The organism is Euzebya tangerina (assembly GCF_003074135.1).
Classification (GTDB): domain Bacteria; phylum Actinomycetota; class Nitriliruptoria; order Euzebyales; family Euzebyaceae; genus Euzebya; species Euzebya tangerina.
Genome location: NZ_PPDK01000002.1, coordinates 508,959 through 525,400, shown reverse-complemented (window position 1 = coordinate 525,400; position 16,442 = coordinate 508,959). Strand labels below are relative to the sequence as shown.

General features: G+C 68.9%; 13 protein-coding genes. 5 read left to right on the top strand and 8 right to left on the bottom strand.

Annotated features, from left to right (window positions below):
- Nucleotides 1–4: 4 nt before the first annotated feature.
- From C1746_RS18185 to C1746_RS18160, 6 genes are all read right to left on the bottom strand, one after another.
- Entirely contained in the window at nt 5–1,954 is a 1,950-nt protein-coding gene (locus tag C1746_RS18185) for a cell wall-binding repeat-containing protein (RefSeq protein WP_116716165.1), read from the bottom strand.
- Nucleotides 1,948–5,361, bottom strand: coding sequence for a S8 family serine peptidase (locus tag C1746_RS18180; RefSeq protein WP_162867916.1), 3,414 nt, complete (start codon nt 5,359–5,361; stop codon nt 1,948–1,950). The genes C1746_RS18185 and C1746_RS18180 overlap by 7 nt, the downstream gene beginning before the upstream one ends.
- A gap of 201 nt (nt 5,362–5,562) precedes the next feature.
- Nucleotides 5,563–7,614 carry an excinuclease ABC subunit UvrB gene (gene uvrB / locus C1746_RS18175; RefSeq protein WP_116716163.1) on the bottom strand — a complete coding sequence of 684 codons (2,052 nt, stop codon included), beginning with the start codon at nt 7,612–7,614 and terminating at the stop codon, nt 5,563–5,565.
- A 96-nt stretch (nt 7,615–7,710) separates the two neighbouring features.
- Entirely contained in the window at nt 7,711–8,433 is a 723-nt protein-coding gene (locus tag C1746_RS18170) for a mechanosensitive ion channel domain-containing protein (protein WP_116716162.1), read from the bottom strand.
- Nucleotides 8,430–8,789 carry a hypothetical protein gene (locus C1746_RS18165; protein ID WP_116716161.1) on the bottom strand — a complete coding sequence of 120 codons (360 nt, stop codon included), beginning with the start codon at nt 8,787–8,789 and terminating at the stop codon, nt 8,430–8,432. Before C1746_RS18165 ends, C1746_RS18170 begins: the two co-directional genes overlap by 4 nt.
- The gene (locus C1746_RS18160; protein ID WP_116716160.1) at nt 8,786–9,346 is read right to left on the bottom strand and encodes an RNA polymerase sigma factor; all 561 of its coding nucleotides are present in this window, start codon (nt 9,344–9,346) and stop codon (nt 8,786–8,788) included. Before C1746_RS18160 ends, C1746_RS18165 begins: the two co-directional genes overlap by 4 nt.
- A gap of 139 nt (nt 9,347–9,485) precedes the next feature.
- Between C1746_RS18160 and C1746_RS18155 the strand changes: the two genes are divergently transcribed.
- The 5 genes from C1746_RS18155 to C1746_RS18135 are packed head-to-tail and all read left to right on the top strand — an operon-like array spanning nt 9,486 to nt 14,855.
- Nucleotides 9,486–10,268, top strand: a complete 783-nt coding sequence (locus C1746_RS18155) for a crotonase/enoyl-CoA hydratase family protein (RefSeq protein WP_116716159.1) — start codon at nt 9,486–9,488, stop codon at nt 10,266–10,268.
- 16 nt (nt 10,269–10,284) lie between these two features.
- A complete protein-coding gene (locus C1746_RS18150; RefSeq protein WP_162867915.1) occupies nt 10,285–10,653 on the top strand; it encodes a hypothetical protein in 369 nt (122 codons plus the stop codon).
- On the top strand, nt 10,650–11,675 hold the full coding sequence (locus C1746_RS18145) for an AAA family ATPase (RefSeq protein WP_162867914.1): 1,026 nt from the start codon (nt 10,650–10,652) through the stop codon (nt 11,673–11,675). Before C1746_RS18150 ends, C1746_RS18145 begins: the two co-directional genes overlap by 4 nt.
- Nucleotides 11,676–11,730: 55 nt before the next feature.
- On the top strand, nt 11,731–12,705 hold the full coding sequence (locus C1746_RS18140; protein WP_116716156.1) for a DUF58 domain-containing protein: 975 nt from the start codon (nt 11,731–11,733) through the stop codon (nt 12,703–12,705).
- Nucleotides 12,690–14,855: a transglutaminase TgpA family protein gene (locus C1746_RS18135; RefSeq protein WP_116716155.1), complete on the top strand. Its 2,166-nt coding sequence runs from the start codon at nt 12,690–12,692 to the stop codon at nt 14,853–14,855. The genes C1746_RS18140 and C1746_RS18135 overlap by 16 nt, the downstream gene beginning before the upstream one ends.
- Before the next feature lie 200 nt (nt 14,856–15,055).
- Here the strand turns inward: C1746_RS18135 and C1746_RS18130 are convergent, their stop codons facing one another.
- Together C1746_RS18130 and C1746_RS18125 are read right to left on the bottom strand one after the other, a co-directional pair.
- Nucleotides 15,056–15,796 (bottom strand): SRPBCC family protein, encoded by a 741-nt coding sequence (locus tag C1746_RS18130; protein WP_116716154.1) that lies wholly within the window; start codon nt 15,794–15,796, stop codon nt 15,056–15,058.
- Nucleotides 15,797–15,835: 39 nt separating this feature from the next.
- Nucleotides 15,836–16,423: a nucleotidyltransferase family protein gene (locus tag C1746_RS18125; RefSeq protein WP_276310003.1), complete on the bottom strand. Its 588-nt coding sequence runs from the start codon at nt 16,421–16,423 to the stop codon at nt 15,836–15,838.
- Nucleotides 16,424–16,442: the final 19 nt, after the last annotated feature.

Here is a 16,442-nt window from a genome sequence, read left to right as displayed (position 1 = left end):
GGGCTTACTCGACTTCCACGATGCGGGAGATGGACGTCTGGTTCGGTTGGCCGTCATCGCCTCGGGAGGCCGTGGTCAACGTCATCGTGACCTCGTACTCGCCTGGGGCGTCGTAGGTGTGGACGAAGCGGTCGTACCGCTCAGTCTCCACAGAGCCGGTCTCGTCGGGGAAGAAGTTGCCGTCCCCGAAGTCCCAGTTCACGCGTTGGTCAAGACCCCAGGAGTCGTTCTCGAAGATCACCTGGTTCGTGGGTGCATTGGGGATGGTCGCGATTCGGTAGTTGGCCAGGTAGGAGTCAAGTTGGAACTCGATGCTCTCCTCGAAATCCACGCCCTCGTCCTCGGCGTCGTTGACCACCAGCGGTGAGACGACGGTGATGCGGCACACCCCGGACGGATCCTCCATCAGCACCGGCTCTTCGATGTCTGGCTGGATCGGCTCGGGAGCGTTCTGCTGTCCCAGGTAGTAGCTCGGTCGTGTGTCGAGGATTCCTGTTCGGACGAAGCTCTGGGGGATGGCGAACGAACCGCCGGTGATGCAGTCGCCGGACAGTTCCACGGAGTTCTGCAACTCGACGAGCGGGTCGTTCAGCCTGAGCTCCAACGCCACGAAGGCAGGAGTCCCGTCGATCGGCGGCAGCGGGGCACGGAGGATCTCATCGACGATCTCGTCGACGCACTCCGCGTACTCCTCGCTGTCAGGGTCCAGACCACGGTCGTTCTCGCAGGTGTCCTGCGCGCCCTCCGTGATGGCCTCGAGGTTCAGGTTGACGAAAGGCTCGATCACCGATCCCTCCGCAGGGATCGAGCTCAGCTGGACGGCATCCGTGACGGGTTCGGGCGGCTCGGTCGGGCCCGTGGTCGGAGTGTCCGTGGGGGTGTCCGTCGGCTCGGGCGCGATGTCGGGATCGATCTCCTGACACGCCGGAAGAGGCACGACGCAGGTGATTGGGCGGGCCTCGTAGACCGGGTTGTTCTGGATCAGCGCGGCCACGGCGGGCGGAAGCTGGTCACCCTGCGCCGGCAGGATGGCGCCGCGGGTCTCGACCGCATGCCGTGCGCTGGCGAAGCCACCAACCCAGCCATTGTCGGCGAATCCGTCGACGATGATGCTGCGTTGCGGGGCGTCCAGGACTCCCCGTGCCGCGTTGATCTGCAGTGCCGTGTCGACCCTGTCGGTGCCCGCGATGCGGAACACGCCGTAACCGAGACTCAGCAGTTGCGTTTCAACCGTGCTCGACACCGCTGCGGTCCCACCGATGATGATCACATCCGTGATCTGGGACTCCTGAAGGTACGCGGCAGTTGCGCCCGTCAGCGTCTCCTGCTGCGTCAGCAGAATCGGGGCCCCCTGCTCCAAGGCCAGTGGGCCACTGCTCAGGGCGTCGACCCATCCTTGCGTGGGATCGGTGGCCTCATCAGACCCGAATGCCCGCACGATGAGGGCGGTCTCGGCACTGGGTGCGCCCACTCGGGCCACCTCGACGGCGGTCTCGATCCGGCTCGGGCCGGCGATCCGCTGTGTCGGATACCCAGCGGCCTCGAGCGCGTCCACCGTGGACTGGCTCACGGCGGCTTCCCCACCGAGCACGAGCACCCGCTCGACGTCAAGGCGGAGCAGTTCGGTCGCGACCGCGTCCGGAATGGGCCGGCCCGCGGGGATGTCATCCAGGACCAGCAGCGGACCGAGGTCCTGCAACCCGGCCGATGCCAACGAGTCCGCGTAGGACCGATTGTCGGACGAGGCCACGATGACCGTGCGGGCCTCGCTCACCGTCAGCCGGCTGAGTCGGGCAGTGATCTGCTGGTTCGAGGGGGTGGAGCCGTCGATCACGACGATGTTGTCGTCGTTCTGTTGGGCCCCACTGACGCCGGACATCAGTCCGGCCGTCATGAGCAGAGCGGCAACGGCGGCGATCGTCGCGCGAGCCGTCATGGAACTGGTCTTCAGCATGTGGTGGCCTCCATCAGCGCGGCCTCGGCAGTGCCAGAGACCAGCGTCGCCCCGCCCGCGATGCGGACGCCGTCAGATGCGACGCACGACTCCGCCAGCAGCTGGGCTGTGGCCGGTGGCACGTCGTCGAATCCGGTGTAGAGCAGTGGTGAGTTGGTGTCGGCGGCAACGCCCGCCGCGGCAAGGCCGTGGACCCAGCCTCGGGCGAAGTAGCCGTTCGCGACGAGGTACCCGTCCTGCTCACCGCCCCAGAGCTCGCTGGCAACCGCAACCGCAGTGCTCGCACGGTCCGGACCGGCGATTCGAGTTGCGCTGGGCAGTTGGGCCGCCACCGCATCACTCACGGCCGCTTCCCCGCCGAACACGACCGTGTTGGTGGTCCCCCACGCCTCGAGGGCCGCAGCAACCTCGGGGTGCAGGGCGTCGGTACCGGTGATCACGATCGGCGTGTCGGTGGCTGCGGCCCAGGCACCTCCGGAGAGGGCATCGGCCCACTGCGCCGTCGGGTTGTCCCCGCCATCGGCGCGGGCAATGGCCACGGTGTCGGTCTCCGGCGTCAGCCGGCGAACCTCCTCAGCGATGGCCAGCGCGGTCTGGTAGCGGGAGTCACCCGCCAAGCGCACGACGTCGTAGCCGGCGTCGCTCAGTTGCGTGTCGATCTGCGGGCCCAACGCGGCCTCGCCACCGAGCACGTAGACCGTGCCGCCGGGCTCGACCTTCTCGGCCAGCACCTCCATGGTGGAGGGGGCCACGTTGTCACCGCGGGCCACCAGCAGCGGCGCGTTGGCGGTCAGGGGCGCACCCGCCAGCGCATCGACGGCAACGTCGGCGCGGGCGAGGACCGCCGCCGGGAAGATCTCCGGTCGACTGACGGCCAGGCCCTCCGCGGCCTGGACGACCGAGTCGACGTTGGTCCGGGGCAGCAGCCCGCGGGCGGGATCGCCCAGGGGGCCACCACGGGGTTCGACGTCGAGCATCCGGTTCAGGTCGAAGCGACCGTGTCCACTGGCCGCGTCATGACCGGCCGGTGCGAGGTCGATCGATGCGTTCTGGACGGCCAATCGCACGTCGTCGACGGTGCGTTGATAGCTGCCGTCAGGCTCGGGCAGGTTGACGTCCGGTGGGTACGGTGCGTTGTCGGGTGCGCGGACGAAGTCGCGGCTGATCTGCGGGTTCAGTCCCATGTAGAGAGAGATGGACCCGGTGACGAGTGGTGCGGCGAAGCTGGTCCCGGCGACGGAGCGGACCCGGTCCAACTCCCACAGCACGGCGATGTCACCGGCGAGGGTTCGCGAGTTGTTCCCACCGGGCGCGATGGTGTCCAGCCAGCGGCCGGTCGAGGAGTAGAACGCACGGTCGGCGTCGCGGTCGGTGGCACCGACGGTGATGACACCGGGGTAGGCGGCTGGGTAGACGATCGGGTCGTCCTCCGAGCCGAAGTTGCCGGCAGCGGCCACGACGGGGACACCCTTCTCGAGGGCGTAGTCGATGACCTCGCGCAGCGGGTCGAAGTTCTGGCTCTCACCGTCATTGCCCTCGAAGTTGTCCTCCGGGCTCGTGCACGACGGGTCGTCGAGGTCGATCTCGTCGTTGCCGTTGTTGTCGCGACCGTCGCTGCAGGCTGGCGTGGTGTCGAGGCCGCCGTCGCCGCCGTCGAGCGCGGACAGGCCCTCTGAGCCGTCCTCAGCGTCCTCGCAGCCGAAGTCGGGCTCGGCGCCGTTGGCCGGCTGGAAGTCGGCGGTCCCGTCGCGGTCGTTGTCGATGCCGTCGCTGCACTCAGGGGTGTCGGCCTCGCCACCCTCGGTCGTGACGACCTCGGTGCCGGGCGCGCCCAGCGAGACGTGCACGACGTCGGCGCCGTGATCGACGGCCCACTTGATGCCCTCAGCGACCACGGTGTTGCCGATGCAGCCGTTCACGTCGTTGACGCGGATTGGCATCAGGTTGACGCCCCAGTCCACGCCGGCGATGCCGAAGGTGTTGTTGCCACGGGCGCCGATCAGGCTGGCCACACCCGTGCCGTGGGGGTCACGGTCGGAGTTCCGTGCAGGTGGGCTGGCTCCGAAGGTCTCGTACGGCACGGAGTCCGCACCGATGAACGGGCCGATGGCCCCGCCGGCGTCACCGCCCTCGAGCTCGAGGCCATAGACCGCGTCCAGACCCCCCACGATGCGGGATCCGCCGTCGCGGAAGTCGAAGCGCGTCGCGTCGATGCCGGTGTCCACGACGGCTACGGTCACCGGCCGGTCCCGGCCGCCGCTGGAGGAGTCGCGGATCGTCGACCAGGCCTCCGGGGAGTTCATCTGGTCGTGGTACCACTGGAAGCGGTAGCCGTCGTCGTTGGGCGTGACCTGCTGAGGGGTCAACCGGTAGGCGATCTGGCCGCCCTCGGTCTGCAGACCGCAGGAGTCGGGCACCGGGAACTGCGGGATGTGGGTGCCCTGCTGGGCGTCCTCGCCTGATCCGGCACGCTGCTGCCAGTTCCGCTCGGGGAACCAGTCGCGGCCCGGGTTGTTCTCCTGAGCGTCGACGACCTCGACGGTCCAGGCGAACCCGGAGTCGGCCGTGAAATCACCGATCGCGCTGGTGGGGACGACGCCGTCGATCTCGAAGCCGTCGATCCGTTGCGCCGGGCCGGCGTAGGTCAAGGTCCAGGTGGCCGGATCGGGTGAGGGTGTCCGGGCCGCCAGCACCTGCAGCGGCCGGTTGGGGACGGAGGGCTCCGGGAAGAGCGAGACGACGAAGTCGGGCCCGGACTCGGAGTCGCCGAGGACCGTCGGGTACTCGGTCTCGCCGTCTTCGAAGGTGGTGTAGAGGCCGAAGGTCACACCACCGGAGCCGAGCGCCGCTGTCGCCCACTCCTGGCAGGCGTAGACGAGGAATCCGGTCTGGTCGAACCGCCCATTGTCATCCGTGGTCTGTGCGATGAAGATGCTGCGCAGGTCGACCGCTGGCGGCGGCGCGGCCGGCCCGGGGTTGTAGCTGACACCACCGGTCGTGTCGCCGCCACCGCGGTACAGGCTCTCGCGGCTGGCCTGCAGACCGGCGTCCGGCAGGTTAGTCCCGTCGTCGCACTCATCGTAGTACTGCTGCGCCAGGGCCGAGGACCGCTGGGTCTCGAGGTCGTTGAACGTGGCACCTGCCTCGTCCAGGCCCCCATCCGCACCCGTGGCCTCGGTGTAGTTGTCCACCAGAGCCGACCGAGCGGCGGCAGCTGCGGCGTCCTGACCGTCAGCCAGGGCCGCCCACTGGCTGCTCTCGTACTCGGTGCGGTTCTCGCGGGCGAACGCGGCCCAGTCGATGTCGAGCTGACCTGGCGTCCAGGACTCTGACACGACGGCACCGGCGTCAGATGGCGCGGCGGCCTCTGATGATTGGGTCGCTCCGGCGGCGGGAAGCAGGCTCACCAACAACACAAGGGCAAGCAGCACTGACAGGGGGAAAGACGAACGCATCCGGGGACTCCTCATCGGACGTTCTCAGTAGTTAACAGCAATCACAGTACTTGACGCTGGACCGCAGCATGCGGCGGAATACCCTCCCTCTATCGGCGTCTTTGCGTGAAAGCTGAGCCCTTTTTACTACGTCGTTCGCCCAGGCGCGTCGTCCTACGTCGCCGCGGCCATGCCACGCAGCTCTCGCTTCAACTCTCCGATCTCATCGCGAAGGCGCGCGGCGTACTCGAACTTGAGTTCGGCAGCCGCTTGGTGCATCTCATCGGTGAGGGTCTGGATGAGCAGCCCCAACTCGTCAGCCGGCATGTCGCTGACGTCGGGGAACTGCACGTCGCCTGGGGCTCCCTCCCGACTCCCCGACTCTGCAGTCTGATAGGGCATGCCGGCCTCGGCCGCGCGGGCCATCTGGATGATGTCACCGACACGCTTGCGGATCGTCTGCGGGTCGATCCCGTTCTCGGCGTTGAACTGCTGTTGGAGTTGGCGTCGACGATTCGTCTCGCTGATCGCGCTCCGCATCGAGTCGGTGATGTTGTCGGCGTACATGACCACCCGACCGTGGATGTTGCGGGCGGCCCGACCGATCGTCTGGATCAGTGAGGTCTCCGAGCGGAGGAACCCCTCCTTGTCGGCGTCGAGGATCGCCACAAGCGCGACCTCCGGAAGGTCCAGCCCCTCACGCAGCAGGTTGATGCCGATCAGCGCGTCGAAGTGGCCCAGCCGCAGTTCCCGCAGGATCTCCACCCGCTCGACGGTGTTGATCTCGGAGTGCAGGTACCGGACCTTCAATCCAGCTTCGAGCAGGTAGTCGGTGAGGTCCTCGCTCATCTTCTTCGTCAGGGTGGTCACGAGCACCCGCTCGTCCCGCTCGGCGTGCTCGCGGATCTCGGCGATGAGGTCGTCGATCTGACCCTTGGTCGGCCGCAGCACCACCTCTGGGTCGACCAGCCCGGTCGGTCGGATGACCTGCTCGACGATGGTCTGGCACACCCGCTTCTCGAACGGCCCAGGTGTCGCGGAGACGTGGACGGTCTGACCGGCCTTGCCCCGGAACTCCTCGAACGTCAGCGGCCGATTGTCCAGCGCACTCGGCAACCGGAAGCCGTGCTCGACCAGCGTGAGCTTGCGGGACCGGTCGCCCTCGTACATACCACCCACCTGCGGAATGGTCACGTGTGACTCGTCCGCGATGATCATGAAGTCATCGGGGAAGTAGTCCATCAGCGTGTAGGGCGTCTCACCGGGCTTGCGACCGTCCAGGTGCCGCGAGTAGTTCTCGATGCCGGAGCAGATCCCGATCTCCCGCAGCATCTCGAGGTCGTAGTTGGTCCGCATGCGCAACCGCTGGGCCTCGAGCATCTTGTTCTCGCCCTCGAGCACCTCGAGCCGCTCCGCCAGCTCGGCCTCGATGGTCCCGATCGCCGTGGCGAGCCCCTCCCCGCCGGTGATGTAGTGGGAGTTGGGGAAGATGTTGACCCGTTCGAACTCGCCGATGAGTTCACCGGTTATGGGCTCGAGCCGGGTGATCCGGTCGATGGTGTCGCCGAAGAACTCCAGGCGCCAGGCCGTCTCACCGTCGGAGGGGAAGATCTCCAGCGTGTCGCCGCGGACCCGGAACTTCCCGCGGACGAAGTTCAGCTCGTTGCGCTCGTACTGCAGGTCGACCAGCCGGCGGATCACCCCGTCGAGCTCGATGTCTTGACCCTCTGACAGCATCAGGTGGTACTTCTCGTACTGCTCGGGCGACCCCAAGCCGTAGATGCACGACACCGAGGCCACGATCAGCACGTCCCGTCGGGTCATCAGCGCCATGGTGGCCTCGTGTCGCAGCCGCTCGATCTCATCGTTGATCGATGAGTCCTTCTCGATGTAGGTGTCGGAGGACGGGACGTAGGCCTCGGGTTGGTAGTAGTCGTAGTAGCTGACGAAGTACTCCACCGCGTTGTGGGGGAAGAACTCCCGGAACTCGCCCGCCAACTGGGCGGCCAGCGTCTTGTTCGGTGCCATCACCAGGGTCGGCCGCTGCACCTCGGCGATGAGGTTGGCCATGGTGAACGTCTTGCCGGAGCCGGTCACCCCCAGCAGGCAGACGTCGGACTCACCCCGTGCCAGGGCGTCCGCCATCGCCGTGATCGCGCGCGGCTGATCGCCCGCAGGTTCGTAGTCACTGACGATCTGAAAGCGGCCATCCGCGGGCTGTGGCATGAGGATCAGCAGTCTATCGACGCCGTGTGACACGCCCCCGCCGGGCGACACCCTGGCGGCGCAGCCGGTCAGGTGCCACTCGGCTCCCAGGTGGGCTCAGGAGGCCTCGGTGCGTGCGCTCCCGTCCTCCAGGAAGTGCGTGTGCGGGACGTCGTGGATGGTGCCGGTGTCGTCGCGGATCTCGACGGAGACGTGTCCGACCTTCAGCACCTCACCCGTGACCCGGCCGATCGTCACCGACTGCCCGACGCGGAGCATGGTGTCGACGTGACGGCCGGCGATGACCGCGGACAGCAACTCGCGCATCCCGAGACCCACGCCCAGCGCGGCGGCGGCCAAGGTCGCGGCCAGGACCAGCAGCAGGATCTGGCGGAGCACCGCGATGTCGATCCCGGCCTGCTCGATGGCGATGAGGCCGACCAGGATCACGATCGACCAGTACACCAGCGTCCCAGCAGCGGTTGCGATCGCCGGCCGGACAGCGCCGACCAGTCGCTGCACGGCCGCGCGGACGACGGCAGCGACGAGCAGGGCACCGATGACGAGGATGAAGCTGATCGTGAGGCCGGGGAGGGCGCCGACGATCCCCGAGAGCGCGTCTTCGAGCCCCCGATCCGTCGCCTCCCGTCCCACCAGACGGCCGATCCCCAGCAGCACACCGACCGCGGTGACGACGACGAACGCCGTGCGGGCCAGCGAGTCGACCTCGCCCTGGTTGTCCAGCAGGCGCCCGCCCAGCAGCTTGACGAGCACGTAGGCGCAGATTGCGACCGCGACACAGACGACCACGGGGACCACGGCAGCGAGGACGGCGCTCATGGCCCGGCATCATCGCTGTTCGCCGAAAGGCCGTCCACCGCACGGTCGTTCCCCCGGTCTGCTGCCGCTCCGGGCGCGGGGTCAACCAGCCCCAGGAGGTCGGGGGCCGCACGTGCGACCCGGCCGAGTGACCCCCCGACCGTTCCGAGGACCGCGCCGACCACAGCCTCGACCTGCAGGCGGCTGACGACCTGCTCGACCGCATCGGGTCGCGGCACCGCAGCACCGCTCAGCAACGCGGCGGCGTCGCGGACCAGTGCCAGGGTCTCGCTGGCCAGCCCGTCGGGGTCACGCTCTACCTCGTCGTCGAGGTGGCCCGCACCCGTCGACCCACCGTCGAACGGCACCGCGGTCATACCGCACTCCCCTGCAGGTCGTAGGCCTTCAACGCCTCTGCGACCGTCTGCCGCGCACGGTAGATCCTGCTCTTGACGGCCGCGAGCGAGATGTCCAGGGTCGAGGCGATCTCGTCATAGGAGAGGCCCTGGACGTCGCGGAGGACGAAGGCAGCGCGCGCATCGGGAGGCAGGCCGTTCATGGTCTCGCGCACCACGGTGAGTCGCTGTCGGTCCTCCAACCGGAACTCCGGTGAGGTCGCGGTCGAGGCCCGGTCCGGGATCTCACTGCTCGCCTTGTCCTTGCGGCGTGAGACCAGCGTGAGGCTGACGTTGGTGGCGATGCGGTGCAGCCAGGTCGAGAAGGCGCTGTCGCCGCGGAAGTTCGGCAGCGCACGCCAGGCCCTGACGAAGGCCTCCTGGGTGGCGTCCTCGGCATCGCCGTCGCGCCCGGTGATGCCGCGGGCAACGCCGTAGACGGCTCCGTAGTGCTCCCGGACCAACGACTCGAACGCGCGGACGTCGCCCTGCTGGGCCTTGGCCACGCGCAGGTCTTCGTCGTTCTCATCGTCTGCCATCCGTTGGTCGCATCAGGATTGCACGGAGGTCCCGGGCACGCACACTCCCTTGGACTCGGCTCAGCACCGGATGTCGCGGCGTTAGGCTCCGGTCGATCAGCACCACACGAGCAGCACTCGCCGACGAGCAGGGAGCGCGATGCCAGCAGAGAACATCACCACCGACGTCCGTGGCCACGTCCTCCACATCGGCATCACCCGACCGGAGAAGCGAAACGCCTTCGATCGGGCGATGAACACAGCGCTGGCTGAGGCATACCACCTGCTCGCGACGGACGACGGGCTCCGCGTCGGGGTGGTCTACGCGGAGGGTGACCACTTCAGCGCCGGGCTCGATCTAGCTGACGTCGCACCTGCGATCGCCGCCGGAGAGCCGTTCTCGCCGGAGGGGCTGACCGACCCCTACGGCATCTGGGGGCCAGCCTGCCCCAAACCCGTCGTGCTGGCTGTGCAGGGCATCGCCTTCACGCTGTCGATCGAGTTGGCCCTCGCGGCTGACATCGTCGTTGCCGCCGAGGACGTGCGGTTCGCCCAACTCGAGGTGGCTCGTGGCATCGTCCCCTTCGGTGGCGCGACCGTCCGTGCGGCCCGGCACCTCGGGTGGGGCAACGCGATGCGGTTCCTGCTGACCGCCGAGGAGTTCGGTGCGACCACCGCCAAGGAGATCGGCCTGGTCCAGGACGTCGTGGCCGTGGGCCAGCAACACGAGCGGGCCACCCAGATCGCCGAGACCATCGCCGCCATGGCGCCGTTGGGTGTCCAGGCAACACTTCGCCAGGCCCGACTCTCCCGTGACGTCGGCATCGATGCCGCCGTCGCCGACATGCAGGAGAGCCTGCACGGCATCATGACTTCGAACGATGCTGCTGAGGGGGTCCAGTCGTTCCTCGAGCGGCGGTCCGGGACCTTCACCGGCTCCTGAGCCCGACACGGCACGCGTGTTTCGTCGAGTGGTTGCGGCCGGCACCGGCGGGCTGGTGGTCGCGGGGCTGGTCAGCGCCGGTCTGGCCATGCTGCAGCCGCCGGCCACTCTCGTCACGGCCCTCGCCCTGCTGGCGGTGATCGTGCCCCTCTCGGCCGCGGCCGGAACGGTCGCCGGTCTGACCCTTGCTGGTCTGGCGGGTCGGGCGACCGCCGCTCGACTGGCCGCGCTGGGCGCCCCCATCCTGGCGATCCTGCTGCTGTTCACCGTCGACCTGGTGGTGGTCAGCCCGGACTCGACAGGGACCCAGATCGCCTCGTTCGTCCTGGGCTCGGGCAGTGCCGCTGCACTGGCGGCCCGGTTCAGCGACGGAACGGGATCGTGACCATAAAGAAACAGCCTGATCTGCCGATGTTGGACGTCATGCACCCTGGCGTCAGCGCACCGGTTCAGTCCAGCACGTCCTCGCAGTCCAGCGGCACCGCATCGCCCAGCCGAGCCTTGATCGACCACGTCCAGCAGGTCGTCGTCGGCAAGCAGCCGGTGGTCGAGCTTGCCGTGACGACGCTGCTGGCCGGCGGCCATCTGCTCATCGAGGATGTTCCGGGCGTCGGCAAGACCGTGCTGGCACGGGCGTTGGCGCGCTCGGTCGGCGCGACGGAGAGCCGTGTGCAGGGCGCACCCGACCTGCTGCCGACCGACCTGACCGGATCATCCGTGTGGCGGCCCGGCGGCGCGGATGGCGACGGCTCGTTCGAGTTCATCCCCGGTCCGCTGTTCGCCAACGTCGTGCTGGTCGACGAGGCGAACCGCATGTCGCCCCGCACGCAGGCTGCGCTGCTGGAAGCCATGGAGGAGGGGCAGGTGTCCACCGATGGTGTCACCCGTGCCCTGCCACAACCCCACATCGTCATCGCCACCCAGAACCCGAGTGAACACCAGGGGACGTACCCGCTCCCTGATGCCCAACTGGACCGGTTCACGGCCGCGACCTCGATCGGCTATCCGGAGCCGGCCCACGAGGCCCGGATCATCACCGACCAACTCCGTGCCACCCCGATCTCCGGGCTTGGTGCGCTGATGGACCTCCATCAACTGGCCGCACTCCAGGCCGACGTGCGACAGGTCACGGCAACACCGGACCTGGTCGACTACGTCGTCAGGCTGGTGGCCGGCAGTCGCGTCCTCCCGGGCATCGCACAGGGCGCCTCGCCACGTGCCGGCCTCCAACTCACCCGCATGGCACAAGCTCGCGCGCTGGTTGCCGGTCGCTCCCACGTCCTGCCAGATGACGTCAAGGCCCTTGCGGAGCCGGTCCTGTGTCACCGGTTGATCCCGCACAACGAGACCACCAGTCCGGCCGACGCCATCCGGGACCTCGTCGCGCGCACGGCGGTGACTGGCTAGGCCCGTGCGCTCCACTGACCGAACGACGGGCCGTACGCGCCATCGGCTTCGCCGCATGGGCTGGGCCTCGGCCGGGCTCTCGGTCGTCCTGTACCTGGCGGGGAGCAACATCGGCTCGGGCTGGATCGTGATGCTGGCCGCGGCACTGGTTGCCGCGCCGGCCCTGGACCTGGTGACCGCGGCCGTGACGTCGCGCCACACCAACCTCGCCATCTCGGTGTCCGGACCCCCACGGGTCGGCGGCACGAGGCTGCGTGTGCAGGTCACCCGGCCCGCTGGGGTCACCTCCCTGCGGATCAGCGCCGCTGACGGCGAGTCGCGGGGCACCGTTCGTGGTCAGATGGCCACGATCACCGGTGTGGCAACCCTGCCGCGTGGCGTTCACGACGCCGTGAGCGTGAGGGCCGAGACGGTTGGTCCGCTGGGCCTCGCCGTGGCCAGGCGTCGCCACCAGGTGGCGACCAACCGCCTGATCGGACCATCGACGCTGCCCTGCCCCGTCCGTGTGCGGACCGGCATCGCCGGGGTCGAGGCGGACCGAGCCGCCGGCCACGCCGACGACGAGATCGCGAGCATCCGTCCGTTCGTGCAGGGAGACCCCAGACGGCTGGTGCACTGGCGTTCGACGGCCCGCCACGGCCAGGTCATGGTTCGCGAGCACATCCGTGTTGGAGGGGGAGGCCAGCTCTTGCTCGTCATGGACGGCGGGACGTGGACGCAGGAGGCCGCGGACCTCGCCTGTACCGTGCTCGCCAGCCTGGCCGAGCAGGCGACCGCGGACGGCCACGACGTGCTGGTGGCCATCGATGGGTCACTGATCACGTGGGAAGCCGGCTCCATCGGGACCCTCGCCGCCGTCCCGCCCGCCCACGGGGTTCCTGCCCGTCCTCTGGACATGCCTCCGGCCGTGCCGAACCCGCCCGCGGTGACCCTGCGCTGCCGGGACGGCCACCTGATCGTCCTGGCCTCCAGTGCTCCGGACGTCCAACTCGACAGCATGCAGGAGGTCCGCGCGTGGCTGCAACCGTGACGGAAGATCCCTCCGGCGGGACGACGGCACCGCCGACCTCGGCGGGTCGCCGGGCGCTGGCCATGGTTGCCGAGGTCAATCGGACCAAGCGGCCTGAGCACGACATCGTCCTGCGCTGCCTGATCCTCGGGACGGTGGTGCTCGGGGTTCTGGCGGTTGTTGCCGCTGGTGCGGCGCCGCTGCTCGAGACGCTGCTCGTCCTGCTCCTGCTGCCGGTCGGCTTCATCTGGTCGCACCGCCAGCGCCGCTCCTCCAACCTCACCGCCAAGGGAATCATCAGCGTGCTGGTGATCCTGGTGCTGTGGCGCTTCTTCGGTGATGTCCGAGGCATCGGCAACGTCGATGACGCCCGCCTGCCCCTGACCGTGATGTTCCTGGAGATCCAGGTCCTGCACGCCTTCGACCTGCCGCAACGGCGGGACCTGATGTTCACCCTGACCTCGTCACTGGCCTTGGTGGCGTTGGCCCTCGCCGGAGGCCCACCGACCTGGGTGGCCGTCGTCGTCGCCGCCTACGTGGTCCTGCTGGCCGTGTCGCTGAACCGCTGCCAGCGGTCCGTCGATGCCGAGTGGGTGGAGGGAGCGGAGCGCGCACTCAGGGCCGGCCCCGGTGCGGCGGCGCGGCCCGACGAGGCCGCGTCGTCCTGGTCGCGCCTGGTTCCCCCGATCGGTCTTCAGCTGACCGCGATCGTGCTGCTGGCCGGCCTGGTGTTCGCGTCGGTCCCCCTCCGCTCGGACGCCTCGCTGGGTGGTCTGCCGATCAGCTTCGGCGCGTCAGGACCACAGACCCCTGAGGGCTCTTCGCGTGTGGGCGGGGACCTGCCGTTCGGCGACTCGGATGGCGAGGGCGCTCGGGAGTTCGACCCGGTCGAGTACTTCGGGTTCGCCGAGCGCGTGGATCCCCGCGCCGTCGGTGAGCTGAGTGACACCCCGATCCTGCAGGTCAGGACCAACCGACCACGTCCACTGCGGGGTGTCGTCTTCGACTTGTACGACGATGGCGTCTGGGGTCGCAGCGCAGAGGAGCCGGCCCCCGTCCAGGGGCTGCCGGTGCGCCTCGATGCGCCCCGGTCGAGTCTCTCGGAGACGACGCGGGTGACCCAGACCATCGAGTTGCTGCGGCCGACGCCGAACCTCATCTTCTCCGCCGCGGATCCGGTTGAGGTCTGGACGGCCGCGCAGAGCGCGACGCCGTGGGACGACGGAACCGTGACCACCCTGATCGAGATGGACGTCGGGACGATCTACTCCGTGGTCTCGGAGGTCGACGTCACGGCGCGGGAGCAGTTGCGCTCCCAGCCGTTCGACTACGCCGCCAGCGTCCCGACGGCCCTCGACCGGTGGACCCAACTGCCGGATACGGTGCCGCAACGGGTGCACGACCTGGCGGCGCAGCTGATGGCCTCGGCCCCGCGGCAGACGCCGTACAGCATCGCCGAGACGATGCAGGACTACATCGGTGAAGAGATCCGCTACAGCCTGGACGGACCCATCACCCCGGAGGACGCCGATCCGGCGGATCACATCCTCTTCGACTCCCAGGTCGGCTGGTGCGAGCCGATCGCCACGTCGATGGTGGTGATGCTCCGCTCGGTCGGCATCCCGGCGCGCTTCGTGACGGGCTTCCAGCCCGGAGAGCGGCAGATCCTGAGTGGCCAGTACATCGTCAGGGCGTCCAACGCCCACGCGTGGGTGGAGGTGTTCGTGCCGAACCACGGCTGGGTGGCGTTCGACCCGACCGGTGTCACGACCCCGGTGCTGGATCCCGAAGGCGACGGCGCGCAGATCCTCCTGGCCGACCTCGCACGCTGGGTGGGCGAGCGCCTGCCGGACGATCCGGTCACCTACGTCTGGATCATCGGTGGGCTGCTGGTCCTCGGTGCGGCGGCGAGGACGCTTCGTGAACGACTCCGTCGGGCTGCGCTCCGGCGCGCCGGGCCCTGGGCGGGGCTGGTCGCCCGGCTCCGGTCCGACGGGCTTGACCCGCCGGAGAGTGACACGCCGGCGGAGGTGGCCGAGCGAGCACAGCGTGCACTCCCCCACCTCGACCAGGACGCCTTGGCGCAGCTCGTCAGGTACGAGGAGACCCGTCGCTACACCACGGATGAGGTGGACCGGACGGAGGCAGACCGGGCCCTGAGCCGCCTGTAGCCCCGCTGGGGCGTCCCACCTTCTCGGTGGGGGGCTTACTGTCCCGCTGGGGAGCCTTTCTTCCCGGTGGGGAACCCTACCTCCCGGTGGGGAACCTGACCTCCCGGTGGGGAACCTTACCTCCCGGCGGGGAAACTCAGCGTTCGTCCAAACTGTGTGCCTCCCCGACCTGCGCCTGCCCGAGCGGCGACGAACGGGTGCTACTCGCCGCGCCGCTTGAGCCACCACAGGAGGAGGACGACCGCCAGGATCCCGACCACCGGAGCGGCGCGCTTGGCCACCGGGGCGCCCGCGACGTCCAGCAGGTCGATTGCCTCCGGCTCCTGACGCGGGGCCGCTGCAGGCTTCCCACCCGTCGACGTTGCCGCCGATCCGGCCGTCGCGGCCGATGAGGACCCACCGCTGGAGAGTGACGCTGCCGAGCTGTCCGGCGTGTCCTCGGAGTCCTCGGCGCTCCCTTCGCTGCTGTCCTGTGCCGCGTCGTCCTCCTCTCCACCATCATCCGCCAACTTGGTGGCCAAGCACTCGGCGAACTGGTTGATCAGCTTCTGCCCGACCTCCTCCATCACACCTCGGCCGAACTGGGCCGGCTTGCCGGTCACGGCCAGGTCGGTCACGACGTTGACGTCCGCGCCGTCGCCGGAGGGCGTGATGTTGGCCCGCACGACCGCGTTCGCCGTCCCCGATCCGCGTGACTCCTTCCCTCGGGCGTTGATGGTCGCAGTCAAGGCTTCCGCGTCCACCTCCGAGTACTCGGCCTCCCCCTGATAGGTGACCTTGATCGGGCCGATCTTGACCTTGACGGTGCCGGTGAAGTCCTTACCGTCGACGCTGTCGATGGTTGCGCCGGGCATGCAGGGGCCGATGCGCTCGATGTCCTGCAGCACCTCGAAGGCGACCTCTGGCGCCACCGGGACGGTGAAGTTGTGGGTCAGTTCCATTGGTTCTCCTCGTGCTGGGTTCAGTGCCGGACGGATGGATCAGTAGGCCTGACTGGCGTTCCGCCGCCACCGCTCCAGCTGGTCAGGGGTGTCGAGATCGTTCGGGTCGCCGATGTCAGAACATTCAACACCCTCGACCAGGTCTCGGTTGGCTTCAAGCCATACCCGGGCACCGCTGTCCCCAACAGTGGCGGCCGAAACCTCCTCGAAGTACGAGGCACCGATGAGTACCGGGTTGCGCGGGCGACCCTCGAAGGTCGCCTGGACCACCCGCACCCCGGCACCCCCGCTGCCGTGCTCGCGGACTCGACGAACGACCGCTGCGCCGAGGCCCGGCGTGTCGACCGGCAGGATCACGACACCATCGGCACCAACCCGCTCCGACCACTCGAGCGCCTGGCGCACCGACGTGGACATACCCTGCCGCCACGCCGGGTTGTGGAGTTCGTGAACCTCCTCGGGGAGGAGGGTCGAGACCTGGTCTGCCGCCGCACCGATGACCGCCCCGACCGGCGAGCAGCCGCCGTCCAGCAAGGCGGAGACGGCGCCCCGGACAAGGGGGCCGTGAGGTCCGCTCAGCAATCCCTTCGGTTGTCCCATCCGTCGCCCGGCTCCCGCGGCGAGCACGACCCCGGCGATCACGTCG